This window comes from Streptomyces sparsogenes subsp. cuspidosporus, from assembly GCF_039532705.1.
Lineage (GTDB): Bacteria > Actinomycetota > Actinomycetes > Streptomycetales > Streptomycetaceae > Streptomyces > Streptomyces sparsogenes.
In genome coordinates this window covers 1-17,002 of sequence record NZ_BAAASD010000026.1, presented here as the reverse complement: position 1 = coordinate 17,002, position 17,002 = coordinate 1, and the positions used below count along the sequence as shown (strand labels likewise).

At 71.0% G+C, this 17,002-nt stretch carries 19 protein-coding genes and 3 pseudogenes; 8 read left to right on the top strand and 14 right to left on the bottom strand.

Annotated features, from left to right (window positions below; all coding sequences use genetic code 11):
* Positions 1-78: 78 nt before the first annotated feature.
* The 7 genes and pseudogenes from ABFY07_RS26405 to ABFY07_RS26370 form a co-directional block, all read right to left on the bottom strand.
* On the bottom strand, positions 79-933 hold the full coding sequence (locus ABFY07_RS26405; protein WP_346176958.1) for an NACHT domain-containing protein: 855 nt from the start codon (positions 931-933) through the stop codon (positions 79-81).
* Positions 934-1,063: 130 nt separating this feature from the next.
* A pseudogene (locus ABFY07_RS43210) lies at positions 1,064-2,296 on the bottom strand (NACHT domain-containing protein); the annotation flags it as partial.
* Positions 2,297-2,543: 247 nt separating this feature from the next.
* Positions 2,544-3,401 carry an SCO6745 family protein gene (locus tag ABFY07_RS26390; protein ID WP_346176872.1) on the bottom strand — a complete coding sequence of 286 codons (858 nt, stop codon included), beginning with the start codon at positions 3,399-3,401 and terminating at the stop codon, positions 2,544-2,546.
* A 32-nt stretch (positions 3,402-3,433) separates the two neighbouring features.
* Positions 3,434-3,598: a hypothetical protein gene (locus ABFY07_RS26385; RefSeq protein WP_346176871.1), complete on the bottom strand. Its 165-nt coding sequence runs from the start codon at positions 3,596-3,598 to the stop codon at positions 3,434-3,436.
* Positions 3,599-3,826: 228 nt separating this feature from the next.
* Positions 3,827-4,324 carry a hypothetical protein gene (locus ABFY07_RS26380; RefSeq protein ID WP_346176870.1) on the bottom strand — a complete coding sequence of 166 codons (498 nt, stop codon included), beginning with the start codon at positions 4,322-4,324 and terminating at the stop codon, positions 3,827-3,829.
* Positions 4,311-4,883, bottom strand: a complete 573-nt coding sequence (locus ABFY07_RS26375; RefSeq protein ID WP_346176869.1) for an RNA polymerase sigma factor — start codon at positions 4,881-4,883, stop codon at positions 4,311-4,313. The genes ABFY07_RS26380 and ABFY07_RS26375 overlap by 14 nt, the downstream gene beginning before the upstream one ends.
* Positions 4,880-5,050 (bottom strand): hypothetical protein, encoded by a 171-nt coding sequence (locus ABFY07_RS26370; RefSeq protein WP_346176868.1) that lies wholly within the window; start codon positions 5,048-5,050, stop codon positions 4,880-4,882. Before ABFY07_RS26370 ends, ABFY07_RS26375 begins: the two co-directional genes overlap by 4 nt.
* Before the next feature lie 337 nt (positions 5,051-5,387).
* Between ABFY07_RS26370 and ABFY07_RS26365 the strand changes: the two genes are divergently transcribed.
* Positions 5,388-6,233 carry an AIM24 family protein gene (locus ABFY07_RS26365; protein ID WP_346176867.1) on the top strand — a complete coding sequence of 282 codons (846 nt, stop codon included), beginning with the start codon at positions 5,388-5,390 and terminating at the stop codon, positions 6,231-6,233.
* A 52-nt stretch (positions 6,234-6,285) separates the two neighbouring features.
* Here ABFY07_RS26365 and ABFY07_RS26360 read toward each other — a convergent pair whose 3' ends face one another.
* Positions 6,286-6,468, bottom strand: a complete 183-nt coding sequence (locus ABFY07_RS26360) for a DUF6126 family protein (RefSeq protein ID WP_346176866.1) — start codon at positions 6,466-6,468, stop codon at positions 6,286-6,288.
* On the bottom strand, positions 6,465-7,106 hold the full coding sequence (locus tag ABFY07_RS26355) for a helix-turn-helix domain-containing protein (RefSeq protein ID WP_346176865.1): 642 nt from the start codon (positions 7,104-7,106) through the stop codon (positions 6,465-6,467). Before ABFY07_RS26355 ends, ABFY07_RS26360 begins: the two co-directional genes overlap by 4 nt.
* Positions 7,107-7,315: 209 nt before the next feature.
* Here ABFY07_RS26355 and ABFY07_RS26350 point away from each other — a divergent pair, with 209 nt between their 5' ends.
* From ABFY07_RS26350 to ABFY07_RS26335, 4 genes are all read left to right on the top strand, one after another.
* A complete protein-coding gene (locus ABFY07_RS26350) occupies positions 7,316-7,771 on the top strand; it encodes a ribonuclease (protein ID WP_346176864.1) in 456 nt (151 codons plus the stop codon).
* 184 nt (positions 7,772-7,955) lie between these two features.
* Positions 7,956-8,921 carry a sugar kinase gene (locus ABFY07_RS26345; RefSeq protein ID WP_346176863.1) on the top strand — a complete coding sequence of 322 codons (966 nt, stop codon included), beginning with the start codon at positions 7,956-7,958 and terminating at the stop codon, positions 8,919-8,921.
* Between the two features lie 122 nt (positions 8,922-9,043).
* The gene (locus tag ABFY07_RS26340) at positions 9,044-9,682 is read left to right on the top strand and encodes a bifunctional 4-hydroxy-2-oxoglutarate aldolase/2-dehydro-3-deoxy-phosphogluconate aldolase (RefSeq protein ID WP_346176862.1); all 639 of its coding nucleotides are present in this window, start codon (positions 9,044-9,046) and stop codon (positions 9,680-9,682) included.
* 168 nt (positions 9,683-9,850) lie between these two features.
* The gene (locus tag ABFY07_RS26335; protein ID WP_346176861.1) at positions 9,851-10,675 is read left to right on the top strand and encodes a transporter substrate-binding domain-containing protein; all 825 of its coding nucleotides are present in this window, start codon (positions 9,851-9,853) and stop codon (positions 10,673-10,675) included.
* Between the two features lie 405 nt (positions 10,676-11,080).
* Here the strand turns inward: ABFY07_RS26335 and ABFY07_RS26330 are convergent, their stop codons facing one another.
* From ABFY07_RS26330 to ABFY07_RS26320, 3 genes are read right to left on the bottom strand one after another with little or no spacing between them, the layout of a single operon-like run.
* The gene (locus ABFY07_RS26330) at positions 11,081-11,791 is read right to left on the bottom strand and encodes a GNAT family N-acetyltransferase (RefSeq protein ID WP_346176860.1); all 711 of its coding nucleotides are present in this window, start codon (positions 11,789-11,791) and stop codon (positions 11,081-11,083) included.
* Entirely contained in the window at positions 11,784-12,401 is a 618-nt protein-coding gene (locus tag ABFY07_RS26325) for a hypothetical protein (protein ID WP_346176859.1), read from the bottom strand. The genes ABFY07_RS26330 and ABFY07_RS26325 overlap by 8 nt, the downstream gene beginning before the upstream one ends.
* Positions 12,391-13,023, bottom strand: coding sequence for a TetR/AcrR family transcriptional regulator (locus ABFY07_RS26320; protein WP_346176858.1), 633 nt, complete (start codon positions 13,021-13,023; stop codon positions 12,391-12,393). The genes ABFY07_RS26325 and ABFY07_RS26320 overlap by 11 nt, the downstream gene beginning before the upstream one ends.
* A gap of 371 nt (positions 13,024-13,394) precedes the next feature.
* Here ABFY07_RS26320 and ABFY07_RS26315 point away from each other — a divergent pair, with 371 nt between their 5' ends.
* Positions 13,395-15,137 (top strand): endo-1,4-beta-xylanase, encoded by a 1,743-nt coding sequence (locus tag ABFY07_RS26315; RefSeq protein WP_346176857.1) that lies wholly within the window; start codon positions 13,395-13,397, stop codon positions 15,135-15,137.
* Positions 15,138-15,174: 37 nt separating this feature from the next.
* Here the strand turns inward: ABFY07_RS26315 and ABFY07_RS26310 are convergent.
* A pseudogene (locus tag ABFY07_RS26310) lies at positions 15,175-15,593 on the bottom strand (IS5 family transposase); the annotation flags it as partial.
* Between the two features lie 310 nt (positions 15,594-15,903).
* On the opposite strand from ABFY07_RS26310, the gene ABFY07_RS26305 reads away from it, so the two are divergent.
* Entirely contained in the window at positions 15,904-16,311 is a 408-nt protein-coding gene (locus ABFY07_RS26305) for a DUF3224 domain-containing protein (RefSeq protein WP_346176856.1), read from the top strand.
* A gap of 138 nt (positions 16,312-16,449) precedes the next feature.
* A pseudogene (locus ABFY07_RS26300) lies at positions 16,450-16,671 on the top strand (transposase); the annotation flags it as partial.
* Positions 16,672-16,711: 40 nt separating this feature from the next.
* On the opposite strand, the gene ABFY07_RS26295 reads toward ABFY07_RS26300, so the two are convergent.
* Positions 16,712-17,002: integrase core domain-containing protein (locus ABFY07_RS26295; protein ID WP_346176855.1), on the bottom strand; the 291-nt coding region annotated here is incomplete at its 5' end.

Sequence of the window (17,002 nt, the reverse complement as noted above, 5' to 3'; positions counted from 1 at the left end):
TCCGTGAGACCTCGAAGTCTCCCCGAGCCCTCGAGGGACGCGTACTCCAGCTGGGGCAGGCGCTCCAGAAAATCCAGCTCAGGATCGGCCGGGAGCTCTCCCAACCCCAGGTTGTCCAGCGTCGGCGGTCCTGGTGAGGCCGTCGAGCGAGCGCGGCAGTCTGCCCAGCACCGGGTCTCCCACCGCGGCCAGCGACTCCGCGTCGCTCTTGCGCCGGGGCGGCACCAGCAGGCCGAGATTCACGTCCAACTGCTCGGCGAGCCCGGTCGGCACCGACTCCATCGTCTCCAGGCAGGACGCCGCCAGCAGCCGTAACCCACGCGCGTGACGGCGCTCCGCGTCCGCGCGGTCGAGGATGCCGGTGATCAGCTCCTCGCGCTGGCCGCGGTTGGCGTGTCCGGCGGCCATGATGATGGTCTCCCGCCAGGTGTCCAGGTGGGCCCGCTCGATCAGGTTGCCGATGCGGTCCTCCTCCGCCGCCTCCTCAGCGGCCAGGTACTCCTGGAAGCTGCGGTGCAGGAAGTCGATACGGTCGTCGGCGGGCGCGCGCAGCACTCCGGAACGGGTCACCAGATGGTCCAGGGCCTGTTCGCCGCCCACCTCCAGATGGCGCATCGACCGCAGCTTCGCCGCCACGTGTCCGAGCGCCTTGTCCCGGGCGATCTCGCTGCGGTTGTTGTCCGACAGCCGCCAGGCCAGATCGCGCAGCAGGCACAGCTTGTCCGTGAGGCTCAGCCGTACGTCCAGGGCGCTGGGCACCCCGCGCTCGGCGTCCCTGCGCTGCACCAGCAACTCCAGCGCGATGCGGTACAACTCCATGCGGTTTCGCGGCAGCCGGCCGCGCCGCCCCAGGTGCAGCGCGCACAGCAGAGCGGCCAGGAGCGGGGTCGCGGCGAGCGCCCGCAGATGGGGGCGGTCCTGGAGGCTCGCCATCAGTGCCCGCTCGTAGTGCGGCAGCTCTTCCGGCGCACACGGCGCTCCGCCGGAGCGCAGCCGCAACGGCCTGGTGCCACTGCTGCACGAAGACGCGCAGGTCCGCCGGCGTCATCCGTTCGAGACCCACGGGGGCGAAGCCCTCCGACCGCAGCCAGTCGCCGCTCGCGGCGGTCGGCCGGGTGGTCACCACGGCGCGGGTGTCCGGGTAGGCGCCGAGCAGCAGCCGGAGCCAGTCGCGGACCTTGCGGCGTTCGCTCGCGACGAGTTCGTCCAGCCCGTCCACGAGGAGCAGCACCCGGCCCGCCTGGAACTGGCGGTCCACCCACGCGGCGGGCATATGGCCCGTCAGCGGTCCGGCGGTGAAGTCCAGCAGCTGTTCCAGGCGGGGCAGTTCACGGGCCGCGTACTGACGGAGCTTGAGAAGCACGGGGACCAGGCCGTTCCAGTCGGCAAGATCGCCGTCGAAGGCGCCCCGCGCGGCGGTGACGGCCAGCCAGTTGAGCAGTGTCGTCTTGCCGGAGCCGGCCTCCCCGCGCAGCAGCACGCGCGGCGACTGTTTCAGCGCCGCCTCGACCCGCACGCTCGCCGAGGACTCCTGGTCGGCCGTGTCCCATGCGCCGATGCCCGCGCGTAACCGGTCGACGGACCCATGGCCCGTCCGTCGTGCCGCCCGCCCGTCCTCGTCCGTGCTGACCCGCAGGCTGATGTAGGCGACGGACAGTTTGGTACGCGGCGCCTGCCCCGCGGTGAAGCTGAACAGTTCCACGTCGTCCAGGGTGCGGCTGACGAACTCCAGGTACTCACGGCGGAACGCGGCGTCCTGGTCCGCGCCCTGCGGTGCGTACAGCGACCTCACGGGCAGCCGTTCCAGCACTCGGCTCAGCTCGGTGCCCAGCTCGCCGACCCGGCCCAGCAGCTCGGTGATCCCGCGTTCGGTGAAGACGGGGAGTCGGCGCAGGACCTGCACGTAGCAGTCGCAGCATTCGGCCAGCAGCAGCTCGTAGAAGCCCGTGGCCGCCTCCCCGAGACCGGCCGGCGGGGGAGCGGCCGTGCGGACGCGGCGGGCGAGTTCGGCGGGGTTGGCGTCGGAGCCGAGGATCGCCTCGTCGGACAGGTCGGCGCGGGCGAAGGCCGCCGTCACGGCGCGGAGCGCCGCCTGCCGCCCGCCCTCGTCCAGGTCGCCGAACTCGTGCCCGCACATCGGCTCGCGCCGGGCCGCCACCGCGTCCGCGATCTGTTCGAACTGCCGCTCCACGCTTCGTTGCGCCCGCAGCCCCGGTATCCGCCGCCGGATCAGCGCGGACATGTCCATCCGGCTCTCCTGCTCGCGCGTTCGCGGGTCGAGCCACAGGCGTACCACGCGGGTCGCCAGGGTCCGCCCCAGGTTGATCGCCGCGACCTCAGCGCTCACACCACTCCGCCCCCTTGTCGTGCCGGTTGATCGGTGCCACCGCCCGCGAAGGTGGCGCTGAGGACCATCATGACGGCGCTCGGCGCCAAGGACAGTCCTCCCGCGTCACACAAGGATGCGACGGTCGGGCAGTGGGATATGTCTCCGGTAGCACCTGCACCGACTGGACGTACGAGGTGAACGACGGCTGACCCGTTCACCCCGTCGGCTTGGGCAGCCCGATCGGGTTGGGAAAGCGGAGGGCGGAGCCGCAGGCGCCCGCCAGCGGGGTCAGCAGCTCGGCCAGACTCGCCGCCTCGCCGGGGCCGAGCGTCCGCCAGGGGCGCTCGGCGGCCCGGTCCGTCGCCGCCTCGACCGTACGCAGCAGATCGCGCCCGGCGTCCGTGGCGGAGCCTTCCGGGGTGACCAGGCCGCGCTCCAGCAGGCGGTGTTCGGCGGCTTCCCACTCCTCGTCGGTCCAGCCGCGGTAGGGCTGGAGTTCGGCGCGGGGCAGGTCCGCGGCGGCACGGAGGGCCAGAGCCTCGCAGCCGTCGAGGCCTGCGGCGACGAGGGCCGCGACATGGCCGTCGCCCCGGTGTTCACGGAGCAGGGTGGCCGCGTGCCAGAGGCGTCCGGCGGGGTCGGTGGGGAAGTCCAGGGCGCCGTACGCGGCGGTCAGCACCCGCCCGGCGTGGTCCAGGCCCGCGGCGAGCGGCGCCAGGGCCTCGGCGGCCCGCTCCACCTCGTGCTCGTATCCGGCGAGCAGACGGGTCAGCGCGGCGGTGGCGCCCGCCCGGCGCAGCTCCAGGGCGCGCTCGGGGGCGGCCAGGGCCCAGACGGCGGGGAGGGCGCGGGCCACCATGGCGGGGGCGAAGCCGAAGAACGCGGCCACGACGGGCTCCGGCCCGACCGGCCCCAGGGGCGCGGCACGGCCCGCGAAGTAGCCGCGCCAGAAGCCGCGGAGACCCGCGTCCTCGTAGGCGGCCAGGGCCTCCGGCGCGAAGTACGTGACCGCGTGGATCGGCTCGAACAGGGGCCACATCGCGCGGGCCGTGGCCGCCGGGCTGTCTGCCATGGTGGTGTTCCCTTCAGAGGTGGGGCGGGTGGTCACAGGCCGTGGTGCCGGAGCACATGCTCCCACCCGAGCTTGACCAGGGAACTGAGCGTGGCGCCGAGCGCGATACCGAGGCCCTTCTTCACATGCCGCGTGCATGCCCGGCCGGTTGTCCGCCGCCGCTGTGCGGTCGTTCGGGTCGTGCGGGTCCTGTGCATTTCCTGGCCTCCTCGATGCGTTCTTCATGGAGGAGACGCGGCCGGGGAGTGGATTCCGTCAGAGAAGGGCGTGCGGAGCGAGGGTGTGCCCAGCCGAGGGTGCGCGTAGCTGAGAAAGAAATACGGCTGGGGCCCGGACTCGGATAACCCCCTTTGGTCCGAGTCCGGGCCCCGCTCCCCCCGAATCGCGCCGCTGTGCCTAACCTTCACAGCATGCGCGAATATACGTCACGCTTCGTTCGGCCCTGACCCCCGTCCAGGTCCGAGCGCTGCGATCAGCGGGAAAACGCTGGGCCGTTCTCCCGGGAATTTCTGTTCCGCGTGCAGTTCCTCAACGACAGCGACCGCTACTTCGTCGCCGGCCCGCGCTGCGTGGCGCCACCACGCGTAGGCCGCTTCTTCGCCGTCCAGGAGCTCCACGATTTCCGCGATACGTCGGAGTCGGGCCCCCTCCATTCCAGGGTCGTCTCGGGTGATTTCCTTCAGCTCGTCCAGCAGCTCCTCCCGGCCGGGGCCGGGCGGGATCGCGTCCTCCTGAACGAGGTCTTCCTCGGATTCGGCCCGCCGGGGGCCGGCCGCACCGCGGCCGGTCCCCGTAGCGGACACCGGTGAAGAGACGAATCCCGGATCGGGGAACACCCGAGCCAGGAATGTCTCGTCGTCGGGCCGAACCGAATCCGGGGAAGCGTGCTGGGATGCCAGGGCGAGACGTTCAACGACGTCCATCCCCGCCTCCTTTCTCTCCCCACGCCCGTTCGGCTTCCGCGAGGGCGATGAGCGCCCTCCTGTCGAATCGGCGGGCGGTCGACTCCGAGATGCCCATCAGCGCGGCGATCTCGGGAAACGACCTGCCCTGTCGGTACCGCAGTTCGATGACTGAACGCCAGGTGGGATTGAGCATGTCCAGCATGGGCGGAAGGCTCAGCTTCCACTCGATGTCGGAATAGAGGTCCTGCGTTTCCGGCACCGGCTCGCCGGAGGCGTATTTCTTGAGGCGCTCGCGCTCCGCGGTCTCGCTGCGCTCCATGGAGCGCCAGGCGTTGATCACGCAGCGCTGCGCGTATCCGGGTGTGTTCTTGACCTTCCGGCGAAGGTCGGCCACCTCCCATTTCCTCCAGAAGCTCTCCAATACGTGTTGTACGGCGTCGTCCGCGGCCTGGTGGTCACGGGCATGCCTCCGCGCGGTCCGTCGGAGCGGCCCGGTGTGTTCGCGACACCAGGCCATGAAATCCTCCCGCGCGTCGAATTCCTCCTCGTTTCCCTCCTCGATTCCTTCCTCGTTCATGCGGACCTCCCGGGCCGGGGCCCGACGGTGTGGCGCAGCGTCGGGTGGCCGTCGGGGGTGACCCCGCGGGCGGCGGGCCGGGCGGTGGCGCGGACCTGGCCGGCCCGGCCGTCCGCTCGGTGGTGCGCCGCGGGGTCGCGCGGGAAGGCGTCGTCGACTGCGGTCATCGACGGCTCCCCCCTCTCGGTGAATCGATCAGCTCGGACCCCGGTCCCAGTGGGGCCGAGTCCGATGGCCGCCGAAGAAGTGCGGCCACCCCGTAGACGCGGCCGGCGGCGGCAATCTGTCACAACGGGCGGAAAGTTTTGTGCAGTTGCCTCCGGGCGGCTCGCGGCTCGGAGCGGTCCCGCGGGTGGACCAGTCCATGACAAGAGGCGGGTCGACCGATCTGTGACCCGGATTGCGCCGACCCGTGGAACCCGGGGAGTCGGGTCGCTCGTTCACCGGGCAGCTCATCCGTAGCTATGCGATATATCCGCCATGTCCGCCCCGAGGAGTCCTGCTGTGACCTTGCGCCAAGAGATCGTCGGCAACGCCATGCAGATGGCGGTCTGCAGCCTCCAGCCCGGCCAGACCGTCTACTGCGAGGCCGGGAAGTTCCTGTTCAAGACGTCGAACGTGACGATGGAGACCCGGCTGTCCGGGCCCGGCGCCGGGTCGGGCGGAGGGCAGGCCCCCGGCGGCGGGAACGGTGGGGGGAACGGCGGCGGGGGCGGGGGCATGGGGGGCATGCTGCGGCAGGCCATGGGCACCGCCATGCAGGTGGGGCAGCGGGCGCTGGCCGGGGAGTCGCTCGCCTTCCAGTACTTCACCTCGACCGGCGGCGAGGGGACCGTCGGGTTCGCGGGCGTGCTGCCCGGGGAGATGCGCGCTCTGGAGCTGGACGGAGGCCGGGCCTGGTTCGCGGAGAAGGACGCGTTCGTGGCGGCCGAGTCGACCGTGGAGTTCGGCATCGCCTTCCAGGGCGGCAGGACGGGGCGCAGCGGCGGCGAGGGGTTCGTGCTGGAGAAGTTCACCGGGCGCGGCACGGTGATCATCTGCGGTGCGGGCAATTTCATCGACCTCAACCCGGCCGACTTCGGCGGCCGGATCGAGGTCGACACGGGCTGCATCGTGGCCTTCGAGGAGGGCATCCAGTACGGCGTGCAGCGCATCGGCGGGCTCAACCGCCAGGGCTTGATGAACGCCGTGTTCGGCGGCGAGGGCCTGTCCCTGGCCACGCTGGAGGGCGACGGCCGGGTGATTCTGCAGTCGCTGACCATGGACGGGCTGGCCAATGCGCTGAAGAAGGCGCAGGGCGGGGACAAGCAGGGGCCGACGGGCGGGCTGTTCTCCAGCCGCGCGGGGTGACCGGAGGCGGCTCCAGCCGCGCGGGGTGACCGGGCCGCCGTCGGCGGCCGGGCTATTTGGCTCCGCCCAGGTAGAACAGCAGGAAGAGGAACGCGGCGATGAAGTGGACCCCGACGAGGTAGATGAAGACGCGGACCGAGAGCGCCATCGGCGCCCGGTCCTCCTCCCGTACGGGCCGGCCCTGCGCCGCGCCGCCTGGCGCGGCGGTGCCCGGGGTGCTGTCGGCGTCGCTCATGGCGTGTGGTGCCTCCCTCCGCGGGCGGCGTCCCCGAGACACAGGTCGGCCGTGCCGCTCTGCAGCAGTGTGTGGACGAACAGCAGGTCCGTGCCGCCGGACGAGGCGGCGGCGATGCGGTGCGGGGTGAACGAGTCGAAGTGGGCCGCGTCGCCGACGGCGAGCACATGGACGGTCTCGCCGAGGGTCAGCCGCAGCCGGCCCCGGGTGACGTACAGCCACTCCTCGCCCGGGTGGACCCGCACCAGGTCCTCCTGCGGGCCGGGCCCGGCCGGTACGTGCACCCGCAGGGCCTGCATCGCCCGGCCGGGGCCGCCGGCCCGCCAGTACGTCCAGCCGCCCACCCGCGAGGCCTCCATCCGGTCGGCCCGCAGGATCGGGTCGCGTTCGGCGGAGGCCTCGCCGAGGAGGTCGGATACCGTGGTGCCGTAAGTGCGGGCCAGCGCGAGCAGCATGGGCAGCGAGGGCTGGCGCCGGGCGGTCTCCAGGCGGGACAGGTGCGCGGGGGAGAGCCCGGCCACCCGGGCGGCGGCTTCGAGGGTCAGGCCGCTGCGCCGTCGCAGGTCGCGCAGGCGCGGCGCGACGGAGGGCAGCTCGGAGGGAGGCCCGTCGGCGGGCCCCTCGGGGAGCGGGGTCATGCCTCCGGTATAGCCAGCATTCGCCTCAGGGGCAAAAGTTTTGCCTCTGAGGCAAAGGTGGCAGCCGACCCCTGGACCCCCTCCGCCGATAGTGGGCGTTACGCCTTCGTCACGTCTCCCGGCGCTTCGGGGGGATCTTGTGAACGCCGGGGAAACTCCGGCGACTTGGCATTGACATGTCATGGTCTACGCGCGTCATGCTGAGGGGCATGAGAATCCCCCCACGGATCGCCCGCATCGGTGCCCTCGGCGCCCTCGCCACGAGCCTTCTCATCGGCGGCCCGGCCGCCGCCGCCACGGCCACCCCGCTCGCCCCCCACGCCCCGCTCGCGCCCCTGTCCGTGTCCCAGGCCGCCCCGTCGATGTCCCAGGTCGCGGCCGTCGGCGACATCTGCTACTCCGACCTGCCCTCGCAGGCCCATGACACCCTGGACCTGATCGAGGCCGGCGGCCCCTTCCCGTACCCGCAGGACGGGACCGTCTTCCAGAACCGCGAGGGTGTCCTGCCGACCCAGACCAGCGGCTACTACCACGAGTACACCGTCGTCACCCCCGGCTCGGACGACCGTGGCGCCCGCCGCATCGTCACCGGGAAGAAGACGGACGAGGACTACTACACCGCCGACCACTACGCGTCGTTCGACCTGGTCGACCACGGCTGCTGACCGGCCGCCGACCAGCCGCCGACCACTCAAGACCGCCACCCCCCGCACCGCGGCCGCTGCCTGCTCGCAGGCAGCGGCCGCCGCGTTGTGCGGGCCGCGCCCCAACCCCCGCGGGGACGGCTGTCGGTGGCGCCCGGTAGCGTTTCCGGGAGACGGCGTTGTGCGGGAGCAAGGGGAGGCACCGTTGGCGAGCGGCCCGGACGTGGTCACATGTGGTGAGGCGATGCTGTTGTTGCTCGCCGAGCCCGGGGTCCCTCTGGAGCGGGCCGTGCACTTCCGCCGCTCGGTCGCCGGCGCGGAGTCCAATGTGGCCATGGGCCTGGCCCGGCTCGGCCACCCGGCCCGCTGGCTGGGTCGGGTGGGCGCGGATCCGGCCGGCCGGGCCGTGCTGCGCGAGCTGCGCGCCGAGGGTGTGGACGTGGCCCATGCCGGGGTGGACGAGCAGGCCCCGACCGGGCTGCTGCTGCGCGACAGCCATCCGCATCGCGCCATCGACGTGCAGTACTACCGCTCCGGCTCGGCCGGTTCCCGGCTCGCGCCCGAGCACATACCCGCCGAGGCCGTCGCCGGCGCCCGCCTGGTGCACATCTCCGGGATCACCCCGATGCTGTCGCCGACCGCGGCGGCCGCCACCGACCGGCTGATCGAGCTGGCCCGCGCCGCCGGAGCGGAGGTCTCCTTCGATCCGAACGTGCGGCGCAAGCTGGGCGGGGCGGCGCAGTGGGCGCACACGGCGGGGCGGCTGCTGCGCGAGGCCGACCTCGTCCTCGCGGGCGAGGACGAGCTGGAGCTGCTGACCGCGAGGTCCGCCGACGAGGCCGCGGCGGAGCTGCTGGACGGCCGGGCCCACACCGTCGTCATCAAGCGCGCCGACCGCTCCGCGACCGCCCTGACCGCGGGCGGCCGTTGGGACCAGCCGCCCTATCCGGTGCCGGTCACCGACCCGGTCGGCGCGGGGGACGCCTTCGCCGCGGGATATCTGTCGGCCCGGCTGCGCGGGCTGTCCGAGTCGCGGGCGCTCGCCGAGGCCGCCTGTGTGGCCGCGCTGGTCGTCCAGAGCGCCACCGACACGGACGGGCTGCCGAGCGCGGACGGGCGCGAGCGGGCCCTGGCCGCGTTCGAGGACGGCGCCGACCCCGTCCACCGCTGAGCCCGGGACCCCTCACCCTCCCCCCCCGCAGACAATCGCACAGCGAACTGCCGCATATCCCGGAGGCAATCCGGAGCGGCATCCCCAGGAGACCCTTCTGAGAGGAAAGGCGGCGAATTGCCGTGTACCGCTGGGAGACCACCCGGGCCGCGCTCGCACAGCGGGTTTTCGCCATCATCCGCAGCGACAGCTATGACCACGCGGCCGCGGCGGCGGACACCCTGCTCTCGGCCGGCCTCACCACGGTGGAGTTCTCGCTGACCACCCCCTTCGCGCTGGAGGCCGTCACCACCCTGGTCCGCGAGGTCGGCGACGACGCGGTGATCGGCGCGGGCACGGTGCTCGACGCCGCCTCCGCCCGGATGGCCGTGGACGCGGGCGCCCGCTTCCTGGTCTCGCCGAGCCTGGACCCGGAGGTGATCCGCACCGGCCACCGCTACGGCCTGCCGGTCTTCCCCGGCGTCGCCACGCCCACCGAGATGGTGCGCGCGATGGAGCTGGGCGCGGACGCCCTGAAGCTTTTCCCGGCCTCCGCCCACAGCCCCCGCTGGGTGAAGGACGTACGGGCCGCGCTGCCGCAGGCCGCCCTGCTGCCCACCGGCGGGGTGACCGTGGCCGACGCCCCGGAGTGGATCGCCGCCGGAGCGGTGGCCTGCGGGATGGGCTCGGCGCTGACGGAGGGCGACCGGGACGTGGTGGCCAAGCGCGTCGCCGAGCTCCTCGCCCGCCTGCGGGACGTCGCGCCGCCCGAGGGCTCCTGACGGGGCGCCGGCCGCGGCGCGTTTCAGCAGGTGGTCAACGGGTTCCGCCGAGCGGCGCGTTCTGCCACCCTGAGCGCGCCGTGATCACGCGCACCGCGCGCCCCCGCCGCGTGTGCGCCGTGAGTACCGTTTTGTGCCGCTCGCCGCGGCCTGTGCGAAGGAGTCGCCATGCGACGTTCCGTCACGCTGTCCGCCCTCGCCGCCGTGCTGGCCGCCACCGCGGCCGGCTCGGCCCTGGCCGCCGCGCCCGCCGCCTCGCCCGCGGCCGCCGCCAGGCACCAGCGCGGCACGCTGCTCGACCGGGTGCCCGAGCGCGGCGTGCTGCGCGTGTGTACGACGGGCGACTACCGCCCCTTCACCTACCGCGACCCCAAGTCCGGCGACTACACCGGCATCGACATCGACATGGCCCGCGACCTGGCCAAGAGCCTGGACGCCAAGCCCGCGTTCGTGCCCACCACCTGGGCCAAGCTGGTCGACGACCTGGCGGCCGGGCGCTGTGACGTCGGCATGGGCGGGGTGTCGGTGACCTTGCCCCGGGCCCGCAAGGCGTACTTCAGCGAGCCGTACCTGACCGACGGCAAGACCCCGGTGGTGCGCTGCGAGGACGCGGAGAAGTACCAGACGCTGGAGGACATCGACCAGCCGGGCGTGCGGGTGATCGTCAACCCGGGCGGCACCAACGAGCAGTTCGCCCGCGCCCACATCAAGCGGGCCACCCTCACTGTCCACCCGGACAACACCACGATCTTCGACGAGATCATCGCGGGCCGCGCCGATGTGATGATGACCGACGCCAGCGAGACCCGCTACCAGGCGAAGATCCACCCGGAGCTGTGCGCCGTCCACCCCGACAAGCCGTTCTCCTTCTCGGAGAAGGCGTACGCCCTGCCGCGCGGCGACCAGGAGTTCAAGGAGTACGTCGACCAGTGGGTGCATCTGGCCACCCACGACGGGACGTACGCCAAGTACGAGCACGAGTGGATGAAATGACTTCACTTTCTGAAGGTGGGCCGGGCTGCGGCGTGGCGGCCGCTGTCCCGGCGGGCGCCAGCCGCCCGCGCTCCCAGCGCACCCGCGAGCGTTCACTGGTAGCCGACCGCCGCACAGCCTGGCGCGTTGTGGCTGAGGCCGACGGCCTACGCGGCTTTTAGGCAGCCACCAGGGGGCGAGCCTCCGAGAACAGGGGGCCAATCGGTCGCAAACGCGGGCAGGCCCCAAGACCCGCCCGATTCGCCGAGTCGGCGTACGGCCCCCTGTTCTCTCGCCCCCGTGGCAGCTACCGCCCCCAAGCCGCTACGGCCGGCGGCGCGCCCACACGGCGCCAATCCCCCGATCCAGGCCCGCCACCGGCCGATCCTGTACCGTCCCCCTACTCCTGATGAGGACTGACTGAACTCATCCGGACCGACCGTCTCCCCGGTCCATTCCCCCATCACCACAACGAAGAGTCTGGCCCCGCCGCTCACACGGCGGGGCCAGAACCCCAAGATCTTCATGAGTCTTCTGGCTCGGTACGCGGGCCATCGATGTGACGGTCAGCGGTCCCAGCGGGGTCTCGCCGAGCGTGGTGAAGCCGAAGTGGCGGTACAGGGGGACGTTCGCCGGGTCCGCCGTGGTCAGGTGGACTGCTCCCGGCGTCGTCGTCAGCACGTGGTCCAGGAGGGTGCGGCCCGCTCCACGGCCGGTGAGGTCCGGACGGACTCCGACGAACTCCAGGGTCCAGGCCCCCGCGGGGGCCCCGCCCTCGGTGGCGTCCAGATAACGCAGGGTCCGGCCGAGGGCGTGCGGCCCGCTGCTCAGCAGGGTCCGGGCTGCCCAGAGCGCGCGGGCGCCAGCGGGCGGGGTCGCGCCCGGCGGGGTCAGGACGGCTGCGGCCAGGAGCCGTCCCTCGGTGTCCACCAGAGCCGTACGGCGGGCCCCGGCGAGGCCGGCGTGGGTGCGCAGGGTGGCGCGGAACCAGCGAGCGCGGGCGGAGTGCGCGCCGCCGCAGATCCAGGAGACGGCCGGCTCCCGGGCGAACGCGGCGGCCAGCAGATCGGCGCAGGCGGTCGGGTCGGGGTCGGTGTCGATCCGGCGGGAGGCCGCGGCAGCCAGGTCCTCAGACATCCCGACCCCGCTCCAGGGGCGCCTCGGGCACGAGGTGGCAGACGAGCAGTTTGAGAAAGAACAGTGGTGCGAACCAGGCAAGCGCGGCCGGCACCGGCAGCCAGAACAGGTTGACCAGGACGGCTGCCATCAACACCGCCATCGCCACGGGCCGTCTGAGGTGGACGGGCGCGAACTCCACCGCCACCGCCCCGCCGAGGAGCAGGGCGGCATTCGCCGAGGTCCAGGCGAGGTCGCCGGAGAGGACGTACAGCCCCATCGCGGCGAGGTGGATCAGGTGCGCCGAGACGAACAGCAGCCGGGCGCGCCGCGCCGCCGGGTCGGCCCGGTGGTACCAACGCTTCGCGGCGTTGGTGGCGTTGGTCAGGACCCCGCCGATCAGGTCGAGCCCGGCCAGGGCGACCACGACGAGTTGCCCTGTCGACCAGTCGCGTGCGGCTCCCGAGCTCCACAGTCCGGCGGCCAGCAGCAGGGCACAGCCGAGGAGGCCAATGGTCTCCACCGCGGACTCGGAGCGGGACTTGCCCGGACCCATGAACCGTTCCAGGCGGCCGGCGAGGCCGGACGGGATGGCCGGTATCTCCCAGGAGATCCTCAGGTCAGTGCGCATCGTTCGGCTCCTGTCCGGGGGCCGCGGTCGCCGCTGCACCCCACAGGCCGCGCAGGAGGCTCCACAGCTGGTCCGGGGGGTCACCCTCCGGGAGGCCTTCGAGGGATCCGCTCGTCATCAGGGCCACGGCCCAGGCGTCCGCGGCCCGGACGACGGCGGCGGTCGCCGACACCATCAGTGCGTGGTCCACATCGGTACGAATCATCCCGAGCCGACGGCCGTCCGTGACCAGGGCGCCGAACCAGTCGAGCCACGGGCTTCCGTCGCTGCGCCCAATGGCGGCGTCGGCGAGGGCCAGGTCCTCGGGGTGGTCCCTCAGGTGGGCGGCGAGCGCGGCGGATCCAGCGGTGAACCGGGCGCCGAAGTCCTCCTCGTCGCGGGCCGGGTCCCAGGGTCCGAGGGCGTCCAGCAGTCGGTCGAGGACTCCGTCGAGGACCGCGGTGAGCAGGTCCTCCCGGCCGTCGAAGTAGTGGTAGGCGGCGGTCTTGGAGACTTCCGCCGCCTCGATGATCTTGTTGTAGGAGGCGCCTTCGGTGCCGTGCTCGGCGAAGTGCCGACGCGCGACTCCCAGGATGTGCTCCCGGCGTTCGGCGGGCAGGCGGTCGAAACGAGGAAGAGGCATGAACGCATAATACGCACCAGTGGGGTGTACCGCCAGTACACCCCACTGGTTCATGGGGGGCGGGCCGCGGTTGCTGAGGTTGAACTCGTGATATCGCTGGGTTACTCAGGTCAGCCTGATGGTGGCCGGTCTCGGTGAGGCAGCCGTCTATGAGGTGGCTGCGGTACTGGATGCGCTCAGTCAGTGATCAACACGACTGCCGAAGGCTCAGGCGTGTTCGATGCGCCTTCCGCGCAGGCCGCAACGATCCGGGTCCGCTCCGCCACACGAGCTGGGACGTGCCACACAAGGCCGCGGTACCTCACGTGTGATGAACTGTGGCCCGTGTTCGAGACGTTGATCTCGTCTCGAACAAGAGAGTGGGAGGGAACGTGGGCCTTGGTGGGGGGACGCGGCAGCGACTGACCGCCGTGGTGCTCGTCATGGCGGTGGCGGCCGGGTGTACGGGGCAGGGCGAAGGCGCGGGCGGCGGAAACGACGAAGACCTGCTGCGGAACCACGACTGGACGCAGATGCCGGGCACCACCGCGCGGAACGGCGTCCTGCGGGTCAGCGCATTGGATCGGCGCATCGTGGAGCAGGACTCCTCCGGCGGCCAGCCCAACCCCCCGCTGAACCTGGCCGGCCCGCATCTTAGGTCCGATGGCGACTTCACCGTCACCGCGCGCATGTCCGGTGTGGGTGACGATGACGGCGACTCATGGCTGCGGCTGTACGGACGTGTACCGGTCATCTACGACGAGTGGCGGCAGGAGCGGCCCTCACTCCACGTCGGCGTGACCGCTGACGGACAAGTGAAGGTACAGATATGGGACGGCGAGGGCGATGAGCCAGCCACCTCCAAGGATTTCGACTGCGGCTGCTCCGGGACGGTGACGCTCGCCGTGTCGAGCATCGGTGACACCTTCCGCGTGAAAGCCGACGGGCGGCGGCTGGGAACCGTGCGGGACCCGGGGGTGTTCGCCGAGGGCACTGTCTGGTTCGGTCTGGAGGCGGACGCGGGCGAAGACGAGCGCCGCGAGGGATGGCGTCTGACGCAGCTGATCGCGCGGGCAGAGAGCGGTGACTCGCTCCGCGTGATCAAGGCGCCGCAGCTACGCCAGGAGCAGTCCGACGACTCGCTGCGTGCGCGGGCCGCAGACGTGGGGCGGCCGTTCGATGTCGGCGCCGCCCTGGCCGAGAACCCGCTGCTCACCGACTCACGCTACCGGGCGCTCGCGGGGAGCCAGTTCTCCATGCTCACTCCGGAGAACGCGTTCAAGCCACAGTTCCTCCACCCACGCCGGGGCGTCTACGACTTCCGCGACGCGGACCTACTCGTACGCTTCGCTCGCGCAAACGACATGAAGGTGCACGCGCACACCCTCGTCTGGCACGAGGCTCTGCCCAACTGGATGCGGGAGAACGACGACCCCGAGGAGGTGCGCCGGACCATGCTCCGGCACATCGCCATGGTCGCCGGGCACTTCAAGGGAAAGGTCGCGGAATGGGATGTGGTCAACGAGCCCATGTCCGACGACGAGAAGAGCTACACCAACGGGGATCTCGGTCTGCGCTCCGAGCAGAGCCCGTGGTTCGAGGCCATGGGCGAGGAGTACATCGACGAGGCGTTCAGGGCCGCCCACCGGGCCGATCCGAAGGCACGGCTGTTCCTCAACGAGTACGGGGTCGAGGAGGAAGGCGAGCGGTGGGACGCCCTTTACGATCTGGTCAAGCGGCTCAAGGAGCGCGGCGTACCGATCGACGGCGTGGGTTTCCAGAACCATGAGTACGCACCCGGCGACCGCATCGACCCGGAGACCTTCCGCAGCCATGTGCGGGATCTGGCGGAGCTCGGGGTTCAGGCGCGGGTGTCGGAGATGGACGTCCCCATAGGTGAGGACGAGGAGGACGGGCGGCAGACCCAGGCTGATGAGATGGCGGGCAAGTTGCGGGTCTGCCTGGAGGAGCCGAACTGCACATCGTTCTCCACATGGGGATTCACCGACCGGTACGGTTCCACCGCCGACACCAAGATCTATCCTCCGCGCACGGCCGATTCCCTGCCGTGGGACGCGGCCCTGCGGCCGAAGCTGGCGTACGAGCGCTTGCTCGAGGCCTTTGACGAGGTGTGAGGAATCAAGGTGCGATCTCTCGGCTTGGTGTCGATGGCCAACGCCGCGGAATCACCTTGAAGCCCTTCTGGGCGGGATCGCGGCGAGTGACTTCCACATCAATGCCGAGGCGGGCACCATGGTCGATGACTTTGGTCCGGTAGCCGTTGTCGACCCACGCTTTGGTGATGCGCGGGTGGTCAGCGGCGATGCTCGAAAGCACATGAATGCCACCGGCATTGTCGGAGACGCCGGCGGCCGTAACCAGCACGGCCAGGAGGAGGCCGAGTGTGTCGACGCCGCCGGTCCGGTCGACGTAGAGGATCGCGTCCATGATCCGGCGCAGGTCGTGCTCGGGCGGCCCGCCTATGGCTAAGCCTTTCCCTCTGCGTTCGGCACGCCAGGCTGTCAGAGTGGGCTCAGTTCCCAACGGGCGTCGGACAAGTCACTCGGATAAGGCCGCTGTCGGCGAGACATGTCTCAGTAGTACTGACGCGCGTCGTCTCTCCATAGGGCGCAAACAGGGGTGACTGGCGGCATGTTGGGATCAGACAGGAGCGAAGGAGGCGAATAGAGCTCTCCAAAGCCGTCACCTACCGCACCTACGACAATGGATATCCGCTCCCTCGGCTGTCCCGAAGCGGCCCGTCACCCCAAACTGCAGACAAACGCCCCTGGTGGAACAAAACGCTCTTTGAGCTTGTTCTTTGCGCTTTCTTTCGCCTCCCGGCGCGGGGGTCACCTATGGTCCAGCCGCGTTGTCAGACCGCCCCGGTACGGTCGGCGCATGAGAGCTACGGCAACTTTCACCGTCAAAGCGTTCGTCCCGACTGAGCTGAAGCCTGAGCCTGCCGTGTCCACTGGGCTGCCGGTAGGTGTCGCGACGATGGAGAAGCACTTCGAGGGGGAGGTCGCGGGGCGCTCGGCGACCTTGTTCACTGCCGCGTTCGACCAGTCGACCGGCGTCGGCACCTATGTGGCCATGGAGTCATTCGAAGGGTCGCTACAGGGACGGGAGGGGGCCTTCAACTTCGTGCACTCGGCGACAACATCTGGCAGCGACCGCACAGCGGAGTTCTTCACCATCGTGCCTTCAAGCGGCACCGGCGAGCTGGCCGGGATCTCCGGGGCCGGAGGGATGGCCGTTGATGCTGACGGCACGCATCGCATCTGGTTCGACTACCAACTCGGCTAAACGGCGAGGTCTTGTCGGCCTCGGACTATGACCCGAACATGATCGCCCGAACGAGGATTCGGGGGACGTGAACACGGCCTTCGTCTGATCCTGTGCTCCGACCAAAGGCGCACCTGACCAGCACGAAGGCCGTGGGGAATGAGTCTGCTGCAACCTGCCATCCAACGGGAGCCGTTCGCGGTGGCGTCACGCTTCCGGGATGACTTCTTCGACTGTCTGACCGTGCGCGGGAACACATTGTTCGAGCTGACCGACGCGTTACTGTGCGCTGACGGCCCGGTGACCACGCCGGTGGATCTCACGCTCACGGCCGAGCACCGGCGCGGACACGGCGCGATGTATGAAGCCTTGAAACAGGGGGAACGTCGATGGGGCCTTGACCCCGAGTCCTGGACAGGGGTTATGCGGCTGGTGCCAGCGTAGTTGATGTTGTTTTGGACGCTGTCTCGTAGGCGATCGGGCTGCGATGTCCGAGGCGGGAGTGACGGCGTCGGGTGTTGTAGCGGTGCAGCCAGCGGAACGCGTCGAGGCGTGCTTCGCGCTCGCTGGACCAGTGCTTGCGACCCTGGAGCGTCTCGCGTTTGAACGTCGCGTTGAAGGACTCGGCGAGTGCGTCATCCGCCGAGCTGCCGATCGCGCTCATGGACTGACGGACGCCGGCTTGGCGGCAGGCGTCGGCGAACGCCCGGCT

What these genes read in the sequence shown, in the direction of transcription:
- ABFY07_RS26405 (WP_346176958.1), bottom strand. Translation starts at nt 933, where the DNA reads ATGGCGAGCCTCCAGGACCGCCCCCATCTGCGGGCGCTCGCCGCGACC.
- ABFY07_RS26390 (WP_346176872.1), bottom strand. Translation starts at nt 3,401, where the DNA reads ATGGCAGACAGCCCGGCGGCCACGGCCCGCGCGATGTGGCCCCTGTTC.
- ABFY07_RS26385 (WP_346176871.1), bottom strand. Translation starts at nt 3,598, where the DNA reads ATGCACAGGACCCGCACGACCCGAACGACCGCACAGCGGCGGCGGACA.
- ABFY07_RS26380 (WP_346176870.1), bottom strand. Translation starts at nt 4,324, where the DNA reads ATGGACGTCGTTGAACGTCTCGCCCTGGCATCCCAGCACGCTTCCCCG.
- ABFY07_RS26375 (WP_346176869.1), bottom strand. Translation starts at nt 4,883, where the DNA reads ATGAACGAGGAAGGAATCGAGGAGGGAAACGAGGAGGAATTCGACGCG.
- ABFY07_RS26370 (WP_346176868.1), bottom strand. Translation starts at nt 5,050, where the DNA reads ATGACCGCAGTCGACGACGCCTTCCCGCGCGACCCCGCGGCGCACCAC.
- ABFY07_RS26360 (WP_346176866.1), bottom strand. Translation starts at nt 6,468, where the DNA reads ATGAGCGACGCCGACAGCACCCCGGGCACCGCCGCGCCAGGCGGCGCG.
- ABFY07_RS26355 (WP_346176865.1), bottom strand. Translation starts at nt 7,106, where the DNA reads ATGACCCCGCTCCCCGAGGGGCCCGCCGACGGGCCTCCCTCCGAGCTG.
- ABFY07_RS26350 (WP_346176864.1), top strand. Translation starts at nt 7,316, where the DNA reads ATGAGAATCCCCCCACGGATCGCCCGCATCGGTGCCCTCGGCGCCCTC.
- ABFY07_RS26335 (WP_346176861.1), top strand. Translation starts at nt 9,851, where the DNA reads ATGCGACGTTCCGTCACGCTGTCCGCCCTCGCCGCCGTGCTGGCCGCC.
- ABFY07_RS26330 (WP_346176860.1), bottom strand. Translation starts at nt 11,791, where the DNA reads ATGTCTGAGGACCTGGCTGCCGCGGCCTCCCGCCGGATCGACACCGAC.
- ABFY07_RS26325 (WP_346176859.1), bottom strand. Translation starts at nt 12,401, where the DNA reads ATGCGCACTGACCTGAGGATCTCCTGGGAGATACCGGCCATCCCGTCC.
- ABFY07_RS26320 (WP_346176858.1), bottom strand. Translation starts at nt 13,023, where the DNA reads ATGCCTCTTCCTCGTTTCGACCGCCTGCCCGCCGAACGCCGGGAGCAC.
- ABFY07_RS26305 (WP_346176856.1), top strand. Translation starts at nt 15,904, where the DNA reads ATGAGAGCTACGGCAACTTTCACCGTCAAAGCGTTCGTCCCGACTGAG.